A 24,178-nucleotide genomic window follows, 5' to 3' on the forward strand; every position below is an offset into this window, starting at 1 on the left:
GTGAAAAGTGACACAAATGGTGGCCGAATAGACGCGGCGGACCTGGATCTCGTGGACCGTTGGTGGCGGGCCGCGAACTACCTGGCCGTGGGGCAGATCTATCTTCGCTCGAACCCGCTGTTGCGCGACCCCCTGAGCGCCGCCGACACCAAGTCGCGGCTGCTGGGCCACTGGGGCACCACTCCCGGCCTGAACTTTGTCTATGCCCACCTGAACCGGGTCATCCGCCGGGACAGCCAGAAAATGCTGTTCGTTGCCGGGCCCGGCCACGGCGGCCCCGCAGTGGTCGCCAATGCCTGGCTGGAGGGCACGTACTCGGAGATCTACAGCAACGTGGGCCCCGACGGGGAGGGCCTTGCTGAGCTCTTCCGGCAGTTCTCCTACCCTGGCGGGATCCCCAGCCACGCCGCCCCCGAGACGCCGGGGTCCATCAACGAAGGCGGCGAGCTCGGCTACGCCCTGGCCCACGCGTACGGCTCCGTCTTCGACAACCCGGACCTGATTACCGCCGTCGTGATCGGCGACGGCGAGGCCGAAACCGGGCCGCTGGCCGCGAGTTGGCATTCGCACAACTTCCTGGACCCGGTGCACGATGGCGCCGTGCTGCCCATCCTGCACCTGAACGGCTACAAAATTGCCAACCCCACAATCCTGGCGCGCATGCCCGAAGCGCAGCTGGGGCAGCTGATCCGCGGCTACGGACACGAACCGCACTTCGTGACCGTCACGGATCCGAAGGACACCACCGCAGCCCATCGGGATTTCGCCGCAGCCCTGGACAGCTGCCTGGCCGAAATCCAGACGATCCAGGCCGGGCAACGGGCAGGCGGAGCGGATCCGGCCGCCGTCGCGTGGCCGATGATCGTGCTGCGCTCGCCCAAGGGCTGGACCGGCCCCAAAACCGTTGACGGGCTGCAGGTGGAAGGCACCTGGCGCAGCCACCAGGTGCCGCTGTCCGAGGTGCGCACCAACCCCGACCACCTGGCAATGCTGGGGGAGTGGCTCGAATCCTATCGACCGGAGGAACTCTTCGACGACGCCGGACGCCTGCGGCCGGATGTCGCGGCCAATGCCCCCGCCGGGGAACTGCGGATGAGTGCAACGCCGTTCGCGAACGGCGGCGTCCTGCTCCGCGACCTGAAGCTGCCGAAGTACGAGGATTACGCCGTGCCAGTCGCGCAGCCTGGCGCGGAGCGGGTCAGTGCCATGGTCACCCTGGGATCCTGGCTGCGGGACGTCATAGCTCTCAACCCGGAGTCATTCCGACTGTTCGGTCCGGACGAGACCGCCTCCAACCGGCTGCAGGATGTCTATGAGGTCACGGACAAGGTCTGGCAGTCCCGGATCGAAGAAGTAGACGAACATCTGGCCCGCGCCGGGCGGGTGATGGAGGTTCTGAGCGAACACCTCTGCCAGGGCTGGCTGGAAGGCTACCTGCTGACCGGCCGGCACGGTGTCTTCAGCTGCTATGAGGCCTTCATCCACATCGTCGACTCGATGTTCAACCAGCATGCCAAGTGGCTCAAAGTCTCCCGGGACCTGCCGTGGCGCCGGCCCGTGGCCTCGCTGAACTACGTGCTCTCCTCGCACGTGTGGCAGCAGGACCACAACGGCTTCTCGCACCAGGACCCCGGTTTCATAGACCACGCGGTGAACAAAAAGTCCGAGGTCATCCGCGTCTACCTGCCGCCGGACGCCAACACCCTGCTCTCCGTGATGGAGCACTGCCTCCGGTCACGGGATTACGTCAACATCGTTGTCAGCGGCAAGCAGCCCTCGCCCACCTGGCTGGGACCGGCTGACGCCGCCCACCACTGCCAGCGCGGCCTGGGAATCTGGGAGTTTGCCGGTTCGGAGGTCCCCGGTGAAGAGCCCGACGTCGTGCTGGCCTGCGCGGGGGACGTTCCCACGGTGGAAACCGTCGCAGCGGCGGAACTGCTCAAGCAGGGCGCGCCGGGACTGAAAATCCGGGTGGTGAACGTAGTGGACCTGATGCGGCTCCAGGACGCCGCCGAACACCCGCACGGCCTGACTTCCCGGGACTTCGACGGCATCTTCACTGCCGACCGGCCGATCATTTTCGCTTACCACGGCTACCCGTCGCTGATTCACCGGCTGGCCTACCGCCGCACCAACCAGGAAGGCCTGCACGTGCGCGGCTACAAGGAGGAGGGCACCACCACGACGCCGTTCGACATGGCGATGCTCAACGGCATTGACCGCTACCAGCTGGCGATCGACGCGATCGACCGGGTGCCGGGGCTGGCGGAACGGCATTCGCTGTTGCGCCAGTCACTGCAGGACCGGCGGATCCGGGCGCACAACCACACCCGGGTCCACGGCGAGGACGCCGCGGAGATCAGCGGCTGGACCCTTAGCCGCGGCTGAGCGCCGCTGCGGCCGGGAGCGCGGCTCCGGCCCGGAGACGCTGAGCGCGGACAGGCCGCCGAGGGGCAGATGGATCCAGCCTTCGGTCCGGGCGGCCCGGACATCTCCGGCGCCGGGGCGCAGACCGGGCAGTCGATCCCGGTCATGTCGCTCACGCCGAAGAGCCGCACAATCTCCTTGTCGTCGACGTCGAGCGCCAGGTGCGTCAAGCGGGCGGCGCTCCCGCCCCATTCGAGGACGGCGGGGCGCGGTCTTTTTGGTGGCCGCGGCGAGGTCGACACCGAGGGTCTTCACGGCCGTCGGCCCGCCGGTTGACGGCGCCGGGGATCAGGGGACCCGGGCATGGGATCGGCCGTTCCTTCGCCCTAGACCGACCGGTAGCGCAGGGTACCGGGAATTCCGCCGCGGCTTGCCAGGGCCTCCCCGGAGGCGAAGCGGGCCCATATCGCGCGCAGCTCGCGGCCCTGCGCGTCGATGTCCTTCCAGCTGGCGCCCTTGAGCAGCCCGGCTCCTGCCCACGTGATTTCGTTGCCGAAGAGCAAAGGCAGGTCCACGGTGTGCGCGGCACCGTACACATTTCCCGGTGCGGCCCAGGACAGCACATAGCTGTATGCTGTGCCGCCGGCCCGGGCGTGCCGCCGGGCGAACTTCCTGGCAGCCCTGCCGTACACCGCCTCGGTCACGCCCCAGTTGATGGCGCGGACGGCGGCGGTGCCGAGCACCGGGATCCTGGCCAGGCGGCTGACGGCGGGGTTGCGCGGCAGGAACATCCGGGCCTCCTCGGAGGTGTGGCCGATCAGCACTTCAATGCCGGGGGCGGTGGCGTTCCAGGCCTCCTCGATGTCCGACTCCGGCGGCAGGGGGGCGTGCCCGTACTGGGTGCCGAACGGCATGGCCGCGATCAGCCCGAACTTCCGGGCCACCTGCGACACGTGTTCTTCGACCTCCACCACGTCCATCGCGGGAGTGTCTTCGGTGACCTTTTCCGCGGCGATGCCCATGGCGGCGCTCATCTTCTGCCGTCCCCGGGTGATGCCCAGCGGTGCGCTCTGAATAATGGCACGGCGGAAGAGGTCGGGGGCTTCCGGCGTTGCCATCAAGTGCGCGACGGCGTCACCGCCCGCGGACTGCCCGAAGGCTGTGACGTTTTGGGGGTCGCCGCCGAAGGCGCTGATGTTGCGCCGGACCCAGCGGAACGCCTCGAGCTGGTCCAGCAGACCGAGGTTCGCCGGCCGGCCGGCGCCGGTGGCCAGGTAGCCGAACAAGCCCAGGCGGTAGGTCACGGAGACCACGATGACCCGGTTCTCGGCCACCAGCGCCGTAGGGTCAAAGATCGCCAGGTCCCCGGAGCCGGAGGTGTAGGACCCGCCGTGCAGCCACACCATCACGGGAAGGCGTTCGTCCGCACCTAGGTCCGCCGGCAGGGTGATCGAGAGCCGCTGGCAGTCCTCGCTGCCGGGAAGTTCCCCGTAGCGGGTGCCCAGAATGTCATCCAGGAACGGAACCGGCGCCTGCGGGCAGGCGGGGGAAAGTGATGTGGCTGCCAGCACTTCGGTCCGGTCCGGCGCAGCCGTTGGCGGCTGGAAACGTCCCGCCGTCGCATAGGGGATTCCGGTGGCGCGCACCACCGGGACGTTCCGCCATCCGGTGACCGGACCGCAGGGGGGATTGAAAGCAGGCACGTCGTTCATACGCCAACGATTTCATACTTAAATGCCGACGCGGGATCACGCACGGCCCGGATCCGTCGGACGGATGGGCGGTGGGTGACCCCGCGTGGTGGAGGAACGGTGGTGAGGAACCTTAGTGCGTGTGGGGAACGAACCGCTTGATGGACGCCTCAAGCTCGGCCTCGGCCGCTGCGCGGTCGCCCCAGCCCTCGGCCTTGACCCACTTGCCCGGCTCCAGGTCCTTGTAGCGGGTGAAGAAGTGCTCGATCTCCTTGATCAAGAATTCGCTGACGTCGCTGATCTCATTGATGTGATCGAAGCGGGTGTCGGCCGGGACGCAGAGCACCTTCGCATCGCCGCCGCCGTCATCGGTCATGTTGAACACACCGATGGGGCGCGACTCGACGATGACGCCGGGGTGCAGATCAAAGTCCTGCAGAAGGACCAGTGCATCCAGCGGATCGCCGTCTTCGCCCAGGGTGTTTTCGAAGAACCCGTAGTGGGTGGGGTACTGCATGGAGGTGAACAGGACACGGTCCAGGCGGACGCGTCCCGTTTCGTGGTCGACTTCGTACTTAACGCGGGATCCCTTGGGGATCTCGATGGTCACGTCGTGCTTCATGGGCTGCTCCTTGACGAGTTCAGGGGTGCGCGGTTCGGGGGTGCGCGGCACACACAAGATGCTGCCGGTGCCGCCGACTACTATTGAGGATATAGCGAGCGGCCCAGGTTTCAGGAACTAGCGGGGACATTTCAGGACGAAGGACCAATAGCAGCATGAGACGCAGAACAAGCCGCTCCGGCGCGGGCCCGGTTGCCGGGCCGCTGCGGCGGAGCTTCCCACGGCTGTTCCCGGCACTGCTGGCCGCGATGCTCGCCCTACCCGCCGGCGTCGCCCTCGCGCCGGGCTTCCTCAGCCCGGCGCCCTCCAGCTCCGCCGCGCCGGCCACCCCGGCCTGGCAACAGATTCCCAGCACGCTGGACCCCCGCGGCGGCCCCGGCGGCGCCCCGGCCGGCGTCGAGCCGCTCGCCGTCGCCGCCCCCGTCCCGGCGCCGGGCCCCCTTGCTGCCCAGCTCAACAAAACCCTCACGACCGACGGCGCCGGAAGCTTCACCGGCGTCGTGCAGGACGCCGCCACCGGGGAGGTGCTCTTCGACCGTTCCGGCGACGCGCCCCGCGTCCCCGCCTCGAACATGAAACTGCTCACCGCCGCCGCGGCTCTGCGCCTGCTGGGCCCGGAGCGCCGCTTCAGCACCCGGACGGTGGCGGGTGCCGCCCCCGGAACGGTGGTGCTCACCGGCGGTGGTGACGTTCTCCTGGGTTCCGGCGAATCGGTGCCCGGCGCCGTGCTCGGCCATGCCGGGCTCGCCACCCTGGCGCAGGCTACCGTCCGTGCCCTCAAGGACGACGGCGTCTCGGTGCCCCTGAGCGTGCAACTGGATGATTCCCTCTTCACCGGGCCCGCCCTGAACCCGGCCTGGAACCTCGAGGACGTTGCCGCCGGCGAAATGGCGCCGTTGTTCCCGCTGGCCCTGAACTCGGCCCGCTTCGACCCCGCCAAGACCACCGGGCCCCGCCCCCCGGACGCCGCGATGAGCGCCGCGGAGGCGTTTTCCGTCCAGCTCTCCGCCGCAGCCGCCCCCGCCGGGCTGACGGTGGCGCCCGGCGTGGTCAGGGTGCCGGCCGCGACGGATTCCGGCGGCGCCGCGGCCACGGTCCTGGCCGAGGTCCAGTCCGCCACGGTAGGCCAGCAAGTGGACCTGTTGCTGCGGACCTCGGACAATTACCTCGCCGAAACCATCGGCCGGATGGCGGCGATCGCGGCCGGAAAACCCGGCAGCAACGACGGCGCCGTCGCGGCGGTGCTGCAGCAGCTGGAGGAGCTCGACATCCCCGCGGACACCCTCCGCGCTGCCGACGTCTCAGGACTTGCGCTGGCCAACCAGGTCTCCGCCCGGCAGCTCGCCGGCGTGGTCCGGGCCATCACCTCCGGCGCGGATGCCAGGCTGCGCGCCGGCCTGGCCGGGTTTCCCATCGCCGGCCTCACCGGAACCCTCGCTGACCGGTATGTCGACGCGGCGACCGCACGCGGGGCGGGCCTGGTCCGGGCCAAGACCGGAACGCTGAACACCGTGACCGCCCTGAGCGGCTACGTCGTCGACGCCGACGGACGGCTCCTGGTGTTTTCCTTTCTCGGTAATGGCCTGACCCCCGGCGCGGCCAACAAGGCAGCGCTGGACCGCACCGCTTCCGTCCTGGCAGGCTGCGGCTGCCGCTAAAGCTGCGCCGTTTCGACGGTTCCCTGCGCACTCGATGTCTGTGAACGTCCGGCCGGCAGGGAACCGTCGAATTGGCCGGCATGGTTGGCCCGTTCGCCAGCCGACGAATTAAGGGCGGATTGTCAGTCCCCTGTGATCTGATGGAGCCTATGGAGTCCTCTGCCAGCGAGACATCAGTCCAAGCCCAAGCCCTGATCAACTGGGAACTTGCCGCTTCCACCGCCGCACGGCTGACACCGGCCGGGCCCACCCTGGGAGCAGCCGAAATCGGCGCCGCGGTGGAGAACCTGCGGCTCATGGCGGACATTTCCGTGCCGCACGTCCACGACATCACAGGACTCGAGGCTGCCCGGGACCTTCGCGACTCCTCGGTCCTGGTGGTGGACCGGGCCTCCTGGTCCAAGGCAAACACCCAGAGCTTTGCCGTCATGCTCAAACCTGCGATGGAAAAGATGGTTGAGGGCCGCCGCGGCACCCTCAACCCCGGCGCGGCCAGCGTCAGTGGGGCCATCACCGGCAGCCAGCTCGGCGCCATCCTGGCGTTCCTCTCCAGCAAAGTCCTGGGCCAGTATGACCCCTTCTCCGCCCTGGCCGAGGACTCCACAGCCCCGGCCGCCGGCCGCCTGCTTCTCGTGGCTCCGAACATCCTCTCGGTTGAGCGTGAGATCAACGTCGAACCCGAGGATTTCCGGCTCTGGGTCTGCCTCCACGAACAGACCCACCGGGTGCAGTTCGCCGCCGCTCCCTGGTTGCGGCACCACATGCTGGACGAGATCGAGAGCCTCAGCGGCCAGCTGCTCGGCAATGTCGACTCGTTGATGGAACGGGCCACCGCGGCGGCGAAATCGCTCAAGGACCGCACCGCCTCCGGCGCCGCGCCCAGCCGTGGCGCCGTCCTTGACCTGCTGCAAAACCCCGAGGAGAAGGCGGCAATCTCCCGCCTGACCGCTCTGATGAGCCTGCTCGAAGGTCACGCCAACGTGGTGATGGACGCGGTGGACGCGAGCATCGTGCCGTCCGTTAAAACCATCCGGCAGCGCTTCAATACCCGGTCTGCGGACCGCGGCGTGATCGAGAAATTCATCCGCAACCTGCTCGGACTCGACGCCAAAATGCGCCAATACACCGACGGGTCAAAATTCGTTCGTGAAGTGGTGGACGTGGCCGGCATGGAGGGTTTCAACAAGGTATGGGAGTCAGCGGAGCACCTTCCGACCGAGAACGAAATCCACAACTCCCGCCTCTGGCTCGACCGGATGGGGCACTAGATCCCGTGACCTCCAGTCCCGTCTCCCGCGGACGACGCCGGCCCGGCCGGCTCGCGCCCGTCGTCGGCACAGCACGGAAAATGGTGCAGGACGCGCTGGCCGACGCAGGCTACCCGGAACGGATCCTGGTGGCTTGCAGCGGCGGACCCGACTCGCTGGCCCTCGCCGCCGCCGCGGCCTACTTCGCCCGCCGCGGGCACGTGGACGGTCACCCCCTTTCCGTGGGCGCCGCCGTCGTTGACCACCAGCTGCAGCCCGGTTCCGCCGACGTCGCAGCCGTTGCGGTGGCAGCGCTGCGGGACCTGGGCCTCGCGCCCGTCCAGCTCAGGACCGTGGAGGTCGCGTCCACGGGAATGGGTCCGGAGGCCGCCGCGCGGGACGCCCGGCACGCGGCCCTGGAGGCCGCCGCCGCGGACACCGGGGCGGCCGCCATCCTGCTCGGCCACACCCTGGATGACCAGGCAGAACAGGTGCTGCTGGGGCTGGCCCGCGGCTCCGGAACGCGGTCCCTGGCGGGCATGCGGCCGGCCCGCGGACCCCTGCTGCGGCCGTTTCTCGGGCTGCGCCGCGCGGACACCCTCGCTATCTGCGAGGCGGAAGGGCTGGATCCGTGGCATGATCCGAGCAACGCGGATCCGGCGTTCGCGAGGTCCCGGACCCGCGTCGAAGTGCTGCCGTTGCTTGAGGACAAGCTCGGCCCGGGGGTGGCCGAATCGCTCGCGCGGACCGCCGCCATCCTGCAGCTCGACGCCGATTACCTCGAGGACGTGGCGCAGGAGGCCTATCTGGGGCTGCGGGAGCATTCCGGCGCCACGATCAGCCTCCCCGAGGACGCGCTCCGCGGGCTCGCGCCCGCCGTCCGGTTCCGCGTCATCGCCAAGGCCGCGGCCGCCGTCGGAGGCCAGCAGCCCAGCTACCAGCGGCTGCTGGCCGCGGAAGCATTGCTCCGCCGGCAGGGGTCCGCGGGCCCGGTGGAGCTCCCCGGCGCCGTCAGTGTCTACCGGCTCTCCCTTGCGCAGCTCATCGCCGAAGGGCGGCCCGGCCCCGGCGGTGTTCCCCGCGAGGCGGCCCGCTGTGGGAAGCTTGTATTCCGGCCTCAAAAACCGCCCAAATTATAGTTGCCCCCCGCATCTACACAGGAGTTATTGGTGGATTCAAACGACGTCCAGTCAGATCTCAAGCATGTTCTGTACTCCAAGGAGCAGATTCAGTCCCGGATCACCGAACTCGCTGCCCAGATCGACAAGGACTACGAAGGCCGCGATCTGCTGATCGTCGGCGTGCTTAAGGGCGCTGTGATGGTCATGGCCGACCTCGCCCGCGCCCTTCACAGCCACGTGTCCATGGACTGGATGGCCGTCTCGTCCTATGGGTCCGGAACGCAGTCCTCCGGCGTGGTCCGCATCCTCAAGGACCTCGACACCGACCTCATGGGCAAGGATGTCCTGATCGTCGAAGACATCATTGACTCCGGGCTGACCCTGTCCTGGCTCAAGACCAACCTGGAATCCCGGGGCACGGCCTCCGTGGAAATCTGCACCGCGTTCCGCAAGCCCACAGCCGCGAAAGTCCAGATCGACGTCAAGTACGTCGGCTACGACATCCCCAACGAATTCGTGGTCGGGTACGGCCTGGACTACGCCGAGAAGTACCGCAACCTGGACTTCGTGGGCACCCTCGCGCCGCACGTCTACGAGTAGCGGTCCGCCGCGGCGCACGGCGGGACAGGACCCCCAGGTCCAGCACCAGGGCGGTCCTGCCCGGCGCCGCTACGCCCTCAGGGAACTTTTGGACTTCACCGTGCGTGAGCTACAGCGACGGTGTATAGCTAGACACTGACGCAGCACCACACGCGCGCAGATCGGTCGCCGTGCAGCACTACCAGGAGGGACGGGGCCTGCCCCGCACAGATGAAAGCTAAGAGTTTCTTCAAGGGCCCGGGCATCTGGATTGTCGTAGTAATTGGCATGCTCCTGCTGGCCTTTGCCACCCTGTCCCCGGGCGGTTCGGCCCGGATCGACACCGACAAGGGACTTGCGCTGCTGACCGACGGCGGCAAGGTTGAACAGGCCAAAATCTTCGACGCGGAAAACCGTGTGGACTTGGTCCTGAAGGATAACCTGCAGGTTGACGGCCAGGACAAGGGCAAGAACATTCAGTTCTACTACGTCAACGCCCGCGCCGCCGACGTCGTTAAGGCCGTCACCGGCGCCCGCCCTCCGAGCGGCTACACCGACCAGCCGGTTGAGAGCAACTGGTTGGCCGGACTGTTCTCCCTCCTGATCCCGGTACTCCTACTCGGCGTCCTCTTTTGGTTCCTGCTTTCTCGGATGCAGGGCGGCGGATCCAAGGTCATGCAGTTCGGCAAGTCCAAAGCCAAGCTGGTTAATAAGGACATGCCACAGGTCACCTTCGGCGACGTCGCCGGGGCTGACGAGGCCGTCGAGGAACTCGAAGAAATCAAGGAATTCCTTCAGGAACCGGCGAAGTTCCAGGCTGTAGGCGCCAAAATTCCCAAGGGCGTGCTGCTCTACGGACCTCCCGGTACCGGCAAAACCCTGCTGGCCCGCGCCGTCGCCGGTGAGGCCGGCGTTCCGTTCTTCTCCATCTCCGGTTCGGACTTCGTCGAGATGTTCGTCGGCGTCGGCGCCTCCCGCGTCCGCGACCTGTTCGAACAGGCCAAAGCCAACGCACCGGCCATCATCTTCGTGGATGAGATCGACGCCGTCGGCCGCCACCGCGGTGCGGGCATCGGCGGCGGCAACGACGAGCGCGAACAGACCCTCAACCAGCTGCTCGTCGAAATGGACGGCTTTGACGTTAAAACCAACGTCATCCTGATCGCCGCCACCAACCGCCCCGACGTTCTCGACCCGGCCCTGCTCCGGCCGGGCCGCTTCGACCGGCAGATCTCGGTCGAAGCCCCCGACCTCATCGGCCGCGACCAGATCCTCAAGGTCCACGCCAAGGGCAAACCGATGGCTCCCGGAGTGGACCTCAAGGCCGTGGCCAAGAAGACCCCCGGCTACACCGGCGCGGACCTGGCCAACGTCCTCAACGAGGCGGCGCTGCTGACGGCCCGCTCGAATGCCAACCTGATCGATGACCGCGCCCTTGACGAGGCCATCGACCGTGTCATGGCCGGCCCGCAGAAACGCAGCCGCGTCATGAAAGAGCACGAGCGCAAAGTGACCGCCTACCACGAGGGCGGACACGCCCTGGTGGCGGCCGCGCTGCGGAATTCGGCCCCGGTCACCAAGATCACCATCCTGCCCCGCGGCCGCGCCCTGGGCTACACCATGGTGGTTCCGGAGAACGACAAATACTCCGTAACCCGCAACGAACTGCTCGATCAGATGGCCTACGCCATGGGCGGCCGTGTCGCGGAGGAGCTCGTCTTCCACGACCCGTCCACCGGCGCGTCCAACGACATCGAAAAAGCCACCGGGATCGCCCGCAAAATGGTCACCGAGTTCGGCATGAGCGAACGCGTCGGCGCGGTGCGGCTCGGCCAGGGCGGCGGGGAACCGTTCCTGGGCCGCGACGCCGGCCACGAGCGCAACTACTCCGACCAGATCGCGTACATCGTCGATGAGGAAGTCCGCCGCCTCATCGAGGGTGCCCACGACGAGGCCTACGCCATCCTGATTGAAAACCGTGACGTCCTGGACCAGCTGGCCCTTGAACTGCTGGAACGCGAAACGCTGAACCAGGCCGAAATCGCCCAGGTCTTCACCCACATCCGCAAGCGCGATTTCCGCGAGATCTGGCTGTCCAAGGAGACCCGCCCCATCCAGAACGTCGGGCCGGTCGAGTCCCGCCGGGAGAAGGCCGAACGCGAGGCACAGGAAGAAGCCAAGGAGGCCCGCCTTGAAGAGCCCCTGGATACCTTCCCGCCGCACGCCCAGGGTGTCGTTACCGGACAGGAGCCGTTCCAGGGCGGTGTAACGGATCTCGGGCCTGACGGCCATCCCGGCTAGGCTTCTGCAGTGACTTCTTTCTTCAATGACGACGACGACGCTCCCGCCACCGCTGCTGCGGTGGCGGGAGGGTCCGTCCCCGGCCCTGCCGCCGTGGACCAGAGCCGGATCCAGGCGGCTGTTCGGGAAATCCTGCTCGCAATCGGCGAGGACCCGGATCGCAGCGGCCTGGTAGACACCCCGAAAAGGGTGGCGAAGGCCTACGCCGAGATGTTTGCCGGACTCCACCACGACCCGGCGGAAATCCTGGCCACCACCTTCGACCTGGACCACGAGGAACTCGTCCTGGTCAAGGACATCCCGTTCTACTCCACCTGCGAGCACCACCTGGTGCCGTTCCACGGTGTTGCCCACGTCGGGTACATTCCCTCCCACGACGGGAAAGTCACCGGGCTCAGCAAACTGGCGCGGCTCGTGGACCTGTTTGCCCGCCGCCCCCAGGTCCAGGAACGTCTGACCACGCAGATCGTCGAAGCCCTCGTCACACACCTCAAGCCGCGCGGCGCAATCGTCGTCGTCGAATGTGAACACCTCTGCATGTCCATGCGGGGCATCCGCAAGCCCGGCGCCAGGACAGTCACCAGCGCGGTCCGCGGACAACTCCATGACCCGGCCACCCGCGCCGAGGCCATGAGCCTCATCATCGGAAGGTAATACCCCAGACTATGGATTCCCTCGCTGCAGCTCCCGGAACCGGCCCCGCGACCTCGCCCCTGCCGGTACTGCGCAAGCCCCGGCCGGCGGCGAAGTTTCAGGATCTGCCCACGGACCGGACGCTTGTGATGGGGATCCTGAACGTCACCCCGGACTCCTTCAGCGACGGCGGCCAGCACCCCACCGCGGACTCCGCTGTTGCCGCCGGATTGCGTATGTTCTACGCCGGCGCCGACATTATCGACGTCGGTGGTGAATCCACCCGCCCGGGCGCCACGGACGTGGAGCCCGGTGAAGAACAGCGACGCGTCCTGCCCGTGATCTCGGCACTGGTCAAAGCCGGCGCCCTGGTCAGCATCGACACCACCCACGCGTCCACCGCGGCAGCAGCGCTGGACGCCGGCGCCGCGATCATCAATGACGTCTCGGGGCTTGGCATGGAACCTGAGATGGCCGAGCTCGCGGCCCGCAGCAAAGCCCCTTACATCCTCACCCACCGCCGCGGCAACGCCAGCACCATGGACACGCTGACCGACTACGCGGACGTCGCCGCGGACGTCGCCGCCGAGCTCACCGGCATCCGCGACAAGCTCTACGCCGCCGGCGTCACCCCGGAGCAGATCATCGTGGACCCGGGTCTGGGCTTTTCCAAGACCGATGCGCAGAACTGGGAACTGCTCACGCACCTGGAAGTGCTGCAGGCCATGGGGCACAAGGTCCTCGTCGCCGCCTCCCGCAAGCGGTTCCTCGGCAGCCTTTTGACCGTTGCCGGCAAGGCCGCTCCGCCCGCCGAACGCGATGCCGCCACCGCCGCGGTGACCGCCATCAGTGCCTACCGGGGCGCCTGGGCGGTCCGGGTCCACGACGTCGGTTCCAGCCTCGACGCCGTCAAAGTCGCCGCCCGGGTGGCGGCCCCGGCAGCGGCTTCAGCCGCCGCCGTCGTCTGAACGGCAGCCCACCATGGACCAGATCACGTTGAGCGGCGTTACCGCCGTCGGGCATCACGGAGTATTTGATTTCGAACGGCGCAATGGTCAGCCGTTTGTAGTTGACGCTGTCCTGCACCTGGATTTCAGCAGGGCGGCCGCGTCCGACGACGTGCTGGACACCGCGCACTACGGCGAAGTGGCCGATTGCATCCGGGCCTGGATCACGGGGGAACCCGTAAACCTGATCGAGGCGCTGGCCGTGCGGATCGCCGAGGACATCCTGGCCAGATTCCCCGTCGCCGCGGCGGTGGGCATCACGGTGCACAAACCCAAAGCCCCGATCGACGTGGCGTTCGGCGATGTCTCCGTCAGCGTCCGGCGGACCCGCCAGGAGCAGCCATGAGCTACACCCGGGCGGTCCTCGCACTCGGCAGCAACCTGGGGGCCCGCAGCGACACCCTCTCGGCGGCCGTCGCGGATATTGTCGATCCGCCCGAAGTCCGCCTCCTGGCCATCTCGCCGATTGTCCAGACCAAGGCAGTGGGCGGTCCGGCCGGCCAGCCGGACTTCCTCAACATGGTGATCGCCGTGGACACCACGCTGACGGCGCATGAGCTCCTCCAGCACTGCCACGCGGTGGAACAAAAGCACCTCCGGGTCCGCGACGTCCACTGGGGCCCGCGCACCCTCGACGTGGACATCATCACCTACGGGGAGCTGGCCAGTTCCGACCCGGAGCTCACCCTTCCCCACCCGCGCGCAGCCCAGCGGGCGTTCGTCCTCTACCCCTGGTCGCTCATCGACCCCGCGGCCGAACTTGACGGCGAACGCGTCAGCGAGCTCGCCGTCAAGGCGCCGGACTTCGCCGGCCTTCTCCCGTTTGACGGCTTCGAAAACTTGCACGGTGTGGCCGGAGCAGCGGAATGATGAAGCTGACCAACCCCCTGGTGCTGTTCATCATTGCGCTGGCCGTGGGGGTCCTGGGCTGGCTCGCCGCCCTGTTGACCACCCGTTACAGCCTGAACACGCCCGTCCTGCCGCTGACGGGACTCATCACCATGGGTGTCATTGTGGTACTGACCCTCGTGCTCGGGGTCAGGGTGCTGCGATGGCGCAACGGCAACAAGAAGACACTGCTCAACCCGATCCTGGCCGCCTGGACCCTGGTCCTCGCCCAGGCCTGCGCCTACACCGGCAGTGTCCTGCTCGGCTGGCATGCCGGGATCTTCGTCGACCAGCTTCGACTCTGGAACCTGCGCAGCGACCAAAGCCTTGCCTGGCAGGCCGTGGCCATGGGCGGCGGCGGTCTGGTCATGATCGCGGTGGGCTTGATCGTGGAACGGTTCTGCCGGATCCCTCCCGAGGACGGCGAGGGCGAATCGGCCCCGGGCCGCCAGGAAAAGCGCAAGCCCAACGCGGAAGGCGAATATGCGTACCGAGGCGATTGACCCCCCGGGCATCACCTGGCGGCGCGTCTCGCCGAAGTACGTCACCGTGCGGATCGCCGGCTGGGCGCTGGCGAATATCCTCGTCGTCGCCCTCCTGTGCCTGCCACTCGTGCTGGTCGTTAACGGCTGGTGGCCGTCCTTTCCACTGTGGCTGGCCGTCGCCGTCCCGGCCGGCATGCTGGTCCTGGCCCTGTGGCGGCTCCTGCTCATTCCCCGCCAGGTGCGGGCGATCGGCTACGCGGAGCGGGAAGATGACTTACTGATCCGCCGCGGCATCTTCTTCCAGCGCATCCTTGTGGTCCCCTATGGCCGCATGCAGTACGTGGACATCGGCGCGGGCCCCGTGGAACGCAGCCTGGGACTGTGCACCCTGAAACTGCACACCGCCTCCGCCGGCACCAACGCCCTGATTCCGGGCCTGCCCGCCGCGGAAGGCGCCCGGCTCCGCGAACAGCTTTCCGCGCGCGGTGAAGCCCGGTTGGCCGGACTGTGACCGGAACCCCCGACGGCGCGTGGCTGCGGGTGCATCCGGCCTCGCCGTTCGTGCGTGGCTGGGTGGCGCTGGCCGCCATCGGATTCTTCTTCTTTCGGGACACCTTCGAACGCCTCCTCCGGGGCGGCCCACTCGTCAATGACCAGATCGCGGGCCGGGCCCCGTGGCTGCTGCTCGGCGGCGGCGTGGTGCTGTTGCTGACCGTCGTGGGTTATGTCCTGAGCTGGTATTTCACCCGCTATCAGGTGGCCGAGGGGTACGTCCGGGTCAATTCCGGGTTCCTCTTCAAGCAGCAGCGGCAGGCCCGGCTGGACCGGGTCCAGGCCATTGATATTGTGCAGCCGCTGCTGGCCCGGATTTTCGGGCTGGCCGAGCTCAAGTTCGAGGTAGCTGACGCCGGTGAGTCCGCCATGCGACTCGCCTACCTCCGTATGGATGAGGCGCGGCAGCTGAGGGCCACAATCCTGGCCCGCGCCTCAGGCGCGGGTCCGGCCGCCGAGGACCCTGCGGCCCCGGCTTCGGAGGCACCCGAACAGGCAGTGCTCACCGTCCCGCCGGGGCGCCTGGTGGGTTCCCTGCTCCTGAGCGAACAAAGCGTCGTTGTGGTGGCCGGCGGTGCAGCGTCTGTGCTGCTGTCCGCTGCGACCGAGAACCGCAGTTTCTACCTCTTCCTGATTCCTGCCGTGCTCGGCATGGTGGCTGCGTACTGGAACTCCATCAACAGGGGCTACAACTTCACCGTGGCCATTTCGCCGGACGGCATCCGGTTGCGCTACGGGCTGCTGGACACCCAGGCGCAGACTCTGCCGCCGGGCCGGATCCAGGCCCTGCGCGTGAGCCAGCCTCCGCTTTGGCGGTTCCTTGGCTGGTACCGGATTGAGGTCAACGTGGCCGGTTACGGCGCCGCGGGAGAAAACGGCGGAGGCTCGTCCCGGACCACTTTGCTGCCGGTGGGAACCTTCCCCCAGGTGCTCACAATGCTCTCCCTGGTCCTGCCGGACCCGGGCACCCCGGACCCGTTGCCGGTCTTCACCGCCGGAGTCCACGGCCTCGGCTCCGCAGCCCGCCCTCCCGACGCGGCAGGCTCCGGGGGCCCGGCGGGTTCCGCGGCGGACGACGGCGGCTTCGTCACTACCCCGCACCGGGCCCGGCTGTTGGCGCCCCTGGGCTGGCGGCGGAACGGTTTCACCGCCACCGGCACTGCCCTCCTTATCCGCTCGGGCCGGACGTGGCGGCATCTCGTGGTGGTCCCGCACCAGCGCACGCAGTCCATGGCGCTGCAGCAAGGCCCCCTGGCCCGCCGGTTCCGGGTCGCTGACCTGGTGCTGCACACGACGTCCGGACCGGTGTCACCGCGGCTGATCCAGGTGGGCCTGGACGAGGGGCGCGAATTGCTGGACGCGCAGGCGGCACGCGCCCGGGCGGCCCGCCGGCGGCAGACCAGCGAGCACTGGCTGGAGAAGGTCCGTCCCCTCGTCGCCGGACCGGCCCGTCCCGGCGGGCCAGCCGGCAACGGAACTCCTGCCCCCCTCGAAGACCCCGCATCCACCGGAAACCCCTCCACCGAAGACCCCAACAGGCAGGAAGGCCAGCATCATGGTTAAACCAGGACGGCTCGGCATCGGAATCATCGGCGCCGGCAAAGTCGGCGCCATCCTGGGCGCGGCGCTGCGCGGCGCAGAGCACGCCATCATCGGAGTTTCCGCCGTTTCCGATGCCAGCCGCGAGCGGGCAGAGGCCCTGCTTCCCGGCGTCCCGGTCCTGGACGTGCAGGATGTCGTCGAACGCGCCGAGCTGGTGCTCCTGGCCGTGCCGGACGACGCCCTCGGCCCGCTCGTGGAAGGCCTGGCGAAGCTCGGAGCATGGCAGCCCGGCCAGCTGGTGGCCCACACCTCCGGCCGTTTTGGCGTCGGCATCCTGCACCCGGTCCGCGCCGCTGGTGCCATCCCGCTGGCGCTGCACCCGGCCATGACCTTTACCGGGATGAGCCTGGACCTGACCCGGCTGCTGGACTGCACCTTCGGCGTCACAGCGGACGCCGCCATGTTGCCGATCGCGCAGGCCCTGGTGGTGGAAATGGGTGCCGAACCGGTCGCCATTGCCGAGGCCGACCGCACCCTCTACCACGCGGCTCTCGCCCACGGCTCGAACCACCTCGTCACGCTGGTGGCGCAGGCTTCGCAGCTGCTCCGGGAGGTCGGCGTCGAGTCTCCCGAACGCATGCTCGGTCCGCTGCTGCGCGCGACGCTCGAGAACGCACTCGCATCCGGTGAATCCGCCCTGACCGGGCCGGTGGCCCGCGGTGATGTGGGTACTCTTGCAGCACACGCCGAATCGTTGCGGGAGCACGACGCCGGCTCGGGCGGCGATATTCTGGAGGCGTACCTGGCCATGGCCCGTGCGACGGCCCGGCGGGCCGGGCGCCGGGGACTGCTGAAGCGGGAGCAACTCGACGGCGTCAACCAGGCGCTGGAAGGCCCCGACGGCGCCGGCCCGAATCCCACGGAAGGCTTGTAACTTGGCGATCCAAGTCGTGACCACCGCCGCCCGGCTCCGGGCCGAAAGCGCCCGGCTGCTCAAGGCCAAGGGCGGCACCTCGCAGGGTCTGGTGCCCACCATGGGCGCCCTGCACGAGGGCCACGCGGAGCTGGCCCGCACGGCCGTCGAACAAAACGATGTGGTGGTGGCGAGTATCTTCGTGAACCCGCTGCAGTTCGGCGAGGCCGTCGACCTGGAACGGTACCCGCGGACCCTGGACGCGGACCTTGCGCTCCTGGACGCCGTGGGAGTGGACCTGGTCTTTGCTCCCGACGTTGCGGAGGTCTACCCCGGCGGGGAGCCGTCGGTGCGGATCAACGGGGGGCCGATAGCCGGCAAATGGGAGGGCGCGTCCCGTCCCGGGCACTTCGACGGCGCCCTGACCGTGGTGGCCAAGCTGCTGCACTACGGACTGCCAGGGGCCTCCGGCGGAACGGAATTGCCGGCTTACCGGGCGTATTTCGGTCAAAAAGACGCCCAACAGCTGACCCTGGTCCGGCGCATGGTGGCTGACCTGAACTTCCCCGTGGAGATCGTGGCAGTGCCGATCGTGCGTTCCACGGACGGGCTGGCGCTGTCCAGCCGCAACCGCTTCCTCAGCGCCGGGGAACGCGAAGCGGCCCTGGTGCTTTCCCGGGCGCTGCGGCTGATTGAGGAACGCGCCAACGCCCACCAGCCGCTGGACCTCGAGTCCGCGCAGGCGCTCGTGGAATCCCAGCCCCTCGTGCAGCTGGACTACTTGGAAGTGGTGGATCCGCGAACGCTGGAACCGCTTGCCGAGAACTGCCGGGAGACCCCGTTCCGCGGCGAGGCCCTGGCGATCATCGCAGCAACAGTCGGCCCGGTCCGGCTGATCGACAACGTTCCGCTGGACTCCTGACCCCAAGCGACGCGGGTCACCTGGCGCCCAGGCTGAATTCCACGTTGGACCGGGTTTGACCCGCATGGTTTTAACCGGCGGGAATTACTCCCCGGCCGGGATTGTTTGACCATCAGTCAGCGCCGACGCTGTCCACCCACTTCACAAGACTTCCTGAGGGAACCCCATGAGCACTGACGTCTCTTCCAAGCCCGCCGGCGATCCCGCGCGGACCCGAGATTCCAGCGGCGGCGCCGCACCGCCGGCGAAGATGTCCCGGGAATCGGTCACCATCATCGCCACCTTGCTGGTGGCCACGTTTGTGGTGATCCTGAACGAAACCATCATGAACGTCGCGCTGCAGCGGCTCATGGTGGACCTCCGTGTCACCGCCCCCACCGTGCAGTGGCTGTCCACCGGCTTCATGCTCACCATGGCCGTCGTGATCCCCACCACCGGCTTCATCCTGCAGCGGCTCACCACCCGCGCTGTCTTCATGCTGGCCATGGGGCTCTTCTCCGGCGGCACGCTGCTCGCAGCACTGGCCCCGGGATTCGAAATCCTTCTGCTCGCCCGGATCATCCAGGCCGGCGGGACGGCCATCATGCTGCCGCTGCTCATGACCACCATCCTCACCTTGGTTCCCATAGCCCGCCGCGGCTTCGTCATGGGCAACGTCAGCATCGCCATCTCTGTGGCTCCGGCCATGGGACCCACAGTGTCCGGCGTGATTCTTGAGCACTTCTCCTGGCGCTTCATGTTCGTCTTCGTCCTGCCGATCGCGCTCGCCGCGTTCGCCATCGGCGCCAAATACCTGACCAACATCGGCGAAAGGGAACACACCAGGCTTGACGTGCCGTCGGTGCTGCTGACCGTTCCGGCCTTCGGCGGGCTCGTGTACGGCTTGAGCCAGATCGGCGGCGGCGGCCAGGGCGGTCCCGGTGCCCCCGCCATCACCGCGCTGGCCGTTGGCGTTCTCTCCCTGGCAGCGTTCGTCTTCCGCCAGGTCCGGCTGCAAAAGGCCGAGGCGCCGTTGCTGGACCTGCGGGCCTTCAACTTCCGGATGTTCACAGTCTCCGTGCTGCTGCTGGTGATTGCCATGATCGCCCTGTTCGGGGCCGTGATCCTCCTGCCGCTGTACCTGCAGGAAGTGCGGGGGCTGACGTCACTGGAGACGGGGCTGTCTCTGCTTCCCGGCGGACTCGCCATGGGCCTGCTGGGCCCGTTCATCGGGCGGATCTTCGACAAGGTAGGGCCGCTGCCGTTGACAGTCACCGGTTCACTGTTGCTGGTGGCGGCTTTGTTCCAGTTCTCCTTGCTGGACGCGGGTACTCCGGTCGGCTGGATTATCACGTTGCACGTGAGCCTCAGCCTGGGCCTCGCCCTGATCTTCACGCCGGCTTTCACCACCGGGCTGAACCCGCTGCCGCCGCACCTCTACTCGCACGGTTCGGCCATCATGAACACCTCGCAACAGGTGGCGGGGGCCGCCGGTACGGCGCTGCTCGTTTCGATCTACGCTGTGGTGTCCGCGGGATCGGGGATGGTCGCGGGAATGCACGCAGCGTTCCTCACCGCATCGGCCATCGCCGTCGCCGCCGTCGTGCTGGCCGCGATGATGCGCAAGACGGACGCGGTGGTGCACCCGGCAGCCGCACACTGACCCGCGCCGGTTGCGGGGGAGGCGCTAACTGGCGAAGAAGGCGCTGAGTTCGGAGATGAGTTTGTCCGGCGCCTTGTTCACGCCGTCGTGCCCCATGCCCGGCAGGATCGTGTAGCTGGACCCGGAGAGAACCTCGTGGATCTGGGCGCAGGCCACGCCGAAGTACGCCGGACTCTTCTCGCCCACAACGATCAGCGTTTCCAGCGGCAGCTCCAGGAACGGCTCGGCGGGCATATCGGCGGCGATGATCGCCTTGATCTCCCGGACGCCGGTTTTCATCAGCTCGCGCATCTGCTTGCCGAGCGGTGTTCCTGCAGAGAGCTTGTTCGCCAGGGTCAGCATGGACAGCGGCATCCTGGACAGGGCGCTGCCGGTCTCCAGGCCCCTGAGCAGGACTGCAAGGGCGCGGTCGTCGTCCCCGGCTGCCGTCGCCTTCTCGTACTCGGGAGTCCAGTCAGCGGTGACGCTGTGGTTTACGGAGACGGCGGGATCGTAGACCGCGAGGCGTTCCACCGGCAGGGTGCGGGCCGCGTGCAATGCCACCGCCCCGCCGAAACTGTGCCCGAAGACGTCCGTGCTGGACGTGTGCTTCATGACGGCATCGAGGTCGTGGATGTCCACGTCGAGGGTGTAATCCTCCGGCTGCGGGGAGGATGAGCCGCGGCCGCGCCGGTTGAACGTGTGCACCGGGCGGCCCAGGGAGGCGCTGAGTTTCTGGGCGAAGCGGGTGTAATCCGCGGCTGTCACCATGGAGGCCGGAACGACCACGACACCGGAACCGGCTGAGGCGAGCTCGGCACCCGTGCTGAAAAGCTCGATCGTTCCACCGTCGGGGGTTCTGATGTTCTCGCGGGTCATGCTCCGAGCCTAGCCGAGGCTGCAGCTACGGCGTAGTAGCGTTCCGGCAACCCGGTCGGTCAGCCGCCGAGCCGGCCGGTGGAGGCTTCGAGGTAGCAGGAGCCGCACAGAGACTCGTACCAGACGTCCTGGCCGTCGATTGCGACCTGGTCGCCGTCGAAGACCACCTCGTCGCCGGCCCGGCGGGTATTGAAAATAGCCTTCCGGCCGCAACGGCAGATGGTTTTCAGCTCCTCGAGGGTGTGCGCGATCTCCAGGAGGCGCAGCGATCCCGGAAATGCCCGGGTACGGAAATCAGTGCGGATGCCGTAAGCCAGCACGGGAACGTTGTCCAGCACCGCGATCCGGAACAGGTCATCCACCTGGGCCGGTTCCAGGAACTGCGCCTCATCCACCAGCAGGCACGCGACCGGTTTCGTGTCAACGTGCTTGAGCAGCGCGTCGGGGTCGTCACCATGGGCGTGGGCGGTGAACAGACCACGGGCTGAGGCCCCGGCCGGGACCAGGAAGTCCACGGAACGGGTCATCCCCAGCCGGGACACGACGTCGGAATCGCCCTTGGTGTCCACATCCGGCTTGGCCAGCAGGACGCGCTGGCCGCGTTCCTCATAGTTGAAGGCGGCCTGCAGCAGCCCCGTCGATTTGCCGGAGTTCATGGCGCCGTAGCGGAAGTAAAGCTTGGCCAAGGGGGTCCTTTCGAAATGGTCGCCCACCGATTGTAAAGGCGCGTCCCCCAGCGGCCCAGCCTGAGCCGGCGCCTGCGCGCCGTACGTAAACCTGCGCGGGCTCAATCCCCGGTAAACTTGGGGATTGTGACTTCCCAAAACACCTCCGCCCCGCACACCGCAGCCGACTCCCACGATGCCAGCGAGCAGACCCGCGTCCGGATGGAGAAGCGCGCCAAGCTGATCGAACGCGGCGGCGAGGCGTACCCCGTGGGCGTTGAACGCACTCATTCACTGGGAGAGGTCCGGGAGAAATACGCGCATCTGGAAGCTGACGAAACCACCGGCGACGTTGTGGGGGTGACCGGCCGCATCGTCTTCATCCGCAACACGGGCAAGCTGTGCTTCGCCACCCTGCAGGAAGGCGGCGTCGACGGCAAGGCCGTCCGGCTCCAGGTCATGCTGAGCCTGGCAAACATCGGCGAGGACGCGCTCGCTGACTGGAAGGCACTCGTGGACCTCGGGGACCATGTCTACATCAAGGGCGAGGTCATCTCCTCGCGCCGCGGAGAGCTTTCCGTTATGGCCGGGTCCTGGTCAATGGCGTCCAAAGCGCTCCGCCCGCTGCCTGTGCTGCACGCCGAGCTCAACGAAGAAACCCGCGTCCGCCAGCGCTACGTGGATCTGATCGTCCGCGATGAAGCCCGCGAAATGGTCTATACCCGCGCCGCCATCACGCGTTCCATCCGCGAGACCCTGCACCGCCAAGGCTATGTCGAGGTGGAAACCCCGATGCTGCAACTGGTCCACGGCGGCGCAACGGCCCGCCCCTTCGAGACGCACATGAACGCGTTTGACCAGAAAATGACGCTGCGGATCGCCACCGAGCTGTACCTTAAGCGCACCGTCGTCGGCGGCATCGACCGTGTCTATGACATGGGCCGGGTCTTCCGCAACGAGGGCGTGGACTCCACCCACAGCCCGGAATTCACCACCCTGGAAAGCTACGAGGCCTGGGCCGACCAGTTCGTCATGGCGGACCGGATCAAGGAACTCATCCTCGACGCCGCCGACGCCGCCGGAGTGGGCCGGGTCCTGCAGACCGAGGCCGGCGAAATTAACCTCGACGGCGACTGGGCCTGGATGGCGGTCTACCCGGGACTCTCCGACTTCGTGGGCCAGGAGGTCACCCCGGACACCCCGGCCCCGGACCTGCTGGCTCTCGCTGCCAAGCACGAGGTCAAGGTGGACGCCGCGTGGGATGCCGAGAAGCTCGTGGTGGAACTCTTCGGTGAACTGGTTGAGCCGACACTGCTGAACCCGACCTTCGTGTACGACTACCCGCCATCGGCCCAGCCGCTGGCCCGCCAGCACCGCGAGGATGACCGGCTGATTGAAGCGTGGGACCTCATTATCGGCGGCATGGAGCGGGGGACGGCGTTCTCTGAACTCATCGACCCGGTGATCCAGCGCGAACGGCTCACCGAGCAGTCCCGCCGCTCCGCTGCAGGCGACGTGGAAGCCATGCAACTGGATGAGGACTTTCTTCGCGCGCTTGAGTACGGCGCCCCGCCCATGGGCGGGATCGGCCTCGGCATCGACCGGCTGGTCATGCTTTTCACCGGCGCGGGCATCCGCGAGACCATTCTGTTCCCGCTGCTGAAGCCCGAAGGACACTGACCATGGACTACATTGCTGTATTGCTTCCCTCCGTGGTGGTCGGTCTGCTTTTCTGGTTCGCCATGAAGTCGATCTTCAATGCGGATAAGTCAGAGCGCCAGGCCGAGGCACGGGCCCAGGCGGAAGCCGACGGAAATGCGCAGGCCGATACGTTCCGCCGCGACGGCCATTCCAACGGTTCCGACTAATAGCAGGCTATTTCGCCTTGGGTTTTCCTTTGGAAACTTATTTTGACTTTGACTCGCTGCCATAAAGCAGAGGATACTTTTAAGCAGTAACATCCTGCTTTTCCTTAATACTCGTCCTTTTGGAAAGAGAGTCTTTAATGGCACAGAAAGTAAAAATCATCCTCGTTGATGATCTGGATGGGGGATCCGCGGACGAAACTGTCCGGTTTGGCCTTGACGGCGTCAGCTACGAAATTGACCTGTCCTCGGAGAATGCTTCCGAGCTGCGCTCCGCAGTTGAGCGGTTTGTCGGGCACGCACGCAAGACGTCGAGTGGACGCGCGACGCGCACCAAGGTTTCATCCGGCCGGAACCAGGACTCCGCCCAGATCCGGCAGTGGGCGCGTGATAACGGCTACGCAGTAAACAGCCGAGGCCGTATCCAGGCTGAAATTCAGGAAGCCTACCAAAAGGCGAATTCCTAACTCGGTCTCAGCCCGCGCCAGTGGATCGCAAGACGCAGTGCGGCCAGGTGGACGCATTGCGACAACTGAAGACCTGGTGCGACAACTAAGACCCGGCGCACAACTAAGACCCGGCGTACAACTAAGACTTTGCCCCCGCTTTTGCCGGGGGCT

At 67.4% G+C, this 24,178-nt stretch carries 23 protein-coding genes; 19 read left to right on the forward strand and 4 right to left on the reverse strand.

Features of this window, described 5'->3' with window-relative positions:
• Positions 1-2,388, forward strand: coding sequence for a phosphoketolase family protein (locus RCH15_RS07260; RefSeq protein ID WP_326959509.1), 2,388 nt, complete (start codon positions 1-3; stop codon positions 2,386-2,388).
• 365 nt (positions 2,389-2,753) lie between these two features.
• On the opposite strand, the gene RCH15_RS07265 is transcribed toward RCH15_RS07260, so the two are convergent.
• The gene (locus tag RCH15_RS07265) at positions 2,754-4,079 is read right to left on the reverse strand and encodes a carboxylesterase family protein (protein ID WP_326959511.1); all 1,326 of its coding nucleotides are present in this window, start codon (positions 4,077-4,079) and stop codon (positions 2,754-2,756) included.
• A 112-nt stretch (positions 4,080-4,191) separates the two neighbouring features.
• A complete protein-coding gene (locus RCH15_RS07270; RefSeq protein WP_326959686.1) occupies positions 4,192-4,680 on the reverse strand; it encodes an inorganic diphosphatase in 489 nt (162 codons plus the stop codon).
• 155 nt (positions 4,681-4,835) lie between these two features.
• On the opposite strand from RCH15_RS07270, the gene dacB reads away from it, so the two are divergent.
• The 15 genes from dacB (at position 4,836) to RCH15_RS07345 (ending at position 20,170) form a co-directional block, all read left to right on the forward strand.
• Positions 4,836-6,338, forward strand: a complete 1,503-nt coding sequence (dacB, locus tag RCH15_RS07275; protein WP_409017118.1) for a D-alanyl-D-alanine carboxypeptidase/D-alanyl-D-alanine endopeptidase — start codon at positions 4,836-4,838, stop codon at positions 6,336-6,338.
• Between the two features lie 149 nt (positions 6,339-6,487).
• A complete protein-coding gene (locus RCH15_RS07280; RefSeq protein ID WP_326959513.1) occupies positions 6,488-7,606 on the forward strand; it encodes a zinc-dependent metalloprotease in 1,119 nt (372 codons plus the stop codon).
• 80 nt (positions 7,607-7,686) lie between these two features.
• Positions 7,687-8,724 carry a tRNA lysidine(34) synthetase TilS gene (tilS, locus tag RCH15_RS07285; RefSeq protein WP_326959690.1) on the forward strand — a complete coding sequence of 346 codons (1,038 nt, stop codon included), beginning with the start codon at positions 7,687-7,689 and terminating at the stop codon, positions 8,722-8,724.
• Positions 8,725-8,754: 30 nt separating this feature from the next.
• Entirely contained in the window at positions 8,755-9,306 is a 552-nt protein-coding gene (gene hpt / locus RCH15_RS07290) for a hypoxanthine phosphoribosyltransferase (RefSeq protein ID WP_024366624.1), read from the forward strand.
• Between the two features lie 210 nt (positions 9,307-9,516).
• Positions 9,517-11,586, forward strand: a complete 2,070-nt coding sequence (ftsH, locus tag RCH15_RS07295; RefSeq protein ID WP_326959516.1) for an ATP-dependent zinc metalloprotease FtsH — start codon at positions 9,517-9,519, stop codon at positions 11,584-11,586.
• Positions 11,587-11,595: 9 nt separating this feature from the next.
• A complete protein-coding gene (gene folE / locus RCH15_RS07300) occupies positions 11,596-12,240 on the forward strand; it encodes a GTP cyclohydrolase I FolE (RefSeq protein ID WP_326959518.1) in 645 nt (214 codons plus the stop codon).
• A gap of 11 nt (positions 12,241-12,251) precedes the next feature.
• Positions 12,252-13,187 (forward strand): dihydropteroate synthase, encoded by a 936-nt coding sequence (gene folP, locus RCH15_RS07305; RefSeq protein WP_326959520.1) that lies wholly within the window; start codon positions 12,252-12,254, stop codon positions 13,185-13,187.
• A gap of 13 nt (positions 13,188-13,200) precedes the next feature.
• Positions 13,201-13,572: a dihydroneopterin aldolase gene (gene folB, locus RCH15_RS07310; protein ID WP_326959522.1), complete on the forward strand. Its 372-nt coding sequence runs from the start codon at positions 13,201-13,203 to the stop codon at positions 13,570-13,572.
• Positions 13,569-14,096 (forward strand): 2-amino-4-hydroxy-6-hydroxymethyldihydropteridine diphosphokinase, encoded by a 528-nt coding sequence (folK, locus tag RCH15_RS07315; RefSeq protein ID WP_326959524.1) that lies wholly within the window; start codon positions 13,569-13,571, stop codon positions 14,094-14,096. Before folB ends, folK begins: the two co-directional genes overlap by 4 nt.
• On the forward strand, positions 14,096-14,617 hold the full coding sequence (locus RCH15_RS07320) for a DUF3180 domain-containing protein (RefSeq protein ID WP_326959692.1): 522 nt from the start codon (positions 14,096-14,098) through the stop codon (positions 14,615-14,617). Before folK ends, RCH15_RS07320 begins: the two co-directional genes overlap by 1 nt.
• A complete protein-coding gene (locus RCH15_RS07325; RefSeq protein ID WP_326959525.1) occupies positions 14,598-15,110 on the forward strand; it encodes a PH domain-containing protein in 513 nt (170 codons plus the stop codon). Before RCH15_RS07320 ends, RCH15_RS07325 begins: the two co-directional genes overlap by 20 nt.
• The gene (locus tag RCH15_RS07330) at positions 15,107-16,714 is read left to right on the forward strand and encodes a PH domain-containing protein (protein WP_326959527.1); all 1,608 of its coding nucleotides are present in this window, start codon (positions 15,107-15,109) and stop codon (positions 16,712-16,714) included. Before RCH15_RS07325 ends, RCH15_RS07330 begins: the two co-directional genes overlap by 4 nt.
• Positions 16,707-17,627, forward strand: coding sequence for a Rossmann-like and DUF2520 domain-containing protein (locus RCH15_RS07335; RefSeq protein WP_326959529.1), 921 nt, complete (start codon positions 16,707-16,709; stop codon positions 17,625-17,627). Before RCH15_RS07330 ends, RCH15_RS07335 begins: the two co-directional genes overlap by 8 nt.
• 1 nt (position 17,628) lies before the next feature.
• Positions 17,629-18,528, forward strand: coding sequence for a pantoate--beta-alanine ligase (gene panC, locus RCH15_RS07340; protein ID WP_326959531.1), 900 nt, complete (start codon positions 17,629-17,631; stop codon positions 18,526-18,528).
• A 166-nt stretch (positions 18,529-18,694) separates the two neighbouring features.
• Complete coding sequence (locus RCH15_RS07345) at positions 18,695-20,170, forward strand: DHA2 family efflux MFS transporter permease subunit (RefSeq protein ID WP_326959533.1); 1,476 nt, start codon at positions 18,695-18,697, stop codon at positions 20,168-20,170.
• Between the two features lie 24 nt (positions 20,171-20,194).
• Here the strand turns inward: RCH15_RS07345 and RCH15_RS07350 are convergent, their stop codons facing one another.
• A complete protein-coding gene (locus tag RCH15_RS07350; protein ID WP_326959535.1) occupies positions 20,195-21,028 on the reverse strand; it encodes an alpha/beta fold hydrolase in 834 nt (277 codons plus the stop codon).
• Between the two features lie 59 nt (positions 21,029-21,087).
• Complete coding sequence (locus RCH15_RS07355; protein ID WP_326959537.1) at positions 21,088-21,714, reverse strand: thymidine kinase; 627 nt, start codon at positions 21,712-21,714, stop codon at positions 21,088-21,090.
• Between the two features lie 126 nt (positions 21,715-21,840).
• On the opposite strand from RCH15_RS07355, the gene lysS reads away from it, so the two are divergent.
• The 3 genes from lysS to RCH15_RS07370 all read left to right on the forward strand — a co-directional run bounded on the left by lysS (position 21,841) and on the right by RCH15_RS07370 (position 24,025).
• Positions 21,841-23,373 carry a lysine--tRNA ligase gene (gene lysS / locus RCH15_RS07360; RefSeq protein ID WP_326959539.1) on the forward strand — a complete coding sequence of 511 codons (1,533 nt, stop codon included), beginning with the start codon at positions 21,841-21,843 and terminating at the stop codon, positions 23,371-23,373.
• 2 nt (positions 23,374-23,375) lie between these two features.
• Complete coding sequence (locus tag RCH15_RS07365) at positions 23,376-23,561, forward strand: hypothetical protein (protein WP_326959541.1); 186 nt, start codon at positions 23,376-23,378, stop codon at positions 23,559-23,561.
• A 137-nt stretch (positions 23,562-23,698) separates the two neighbouring features.
• Positions 23,699-24,025 carry a histone-like nucleoid-structuring protein Lsr2 gene (locus tag RCH15_RS07370; protein ID WP_326959543.1) on the forward strand — a complete coding sequence of 109 codons (327 nt, stop codon included), beginning with the start codon at positions 23,699-23,701 and terminating at the stop codon, positions 24,023-24,025.
• Positions 24,026-24,178 lie beyond the last annotated feature (153 nt).

Origin of the sequence: Arthrobacter sp. MP_M4, assembly GCF_035984855.1 — a bacterium.
In the GTDB taxonomy this organism is placed as follows: Bacteria; Actinomycetota; Actinomycetes; order Actinomycetales; family Micrococcaceae; genus Arthrobacter.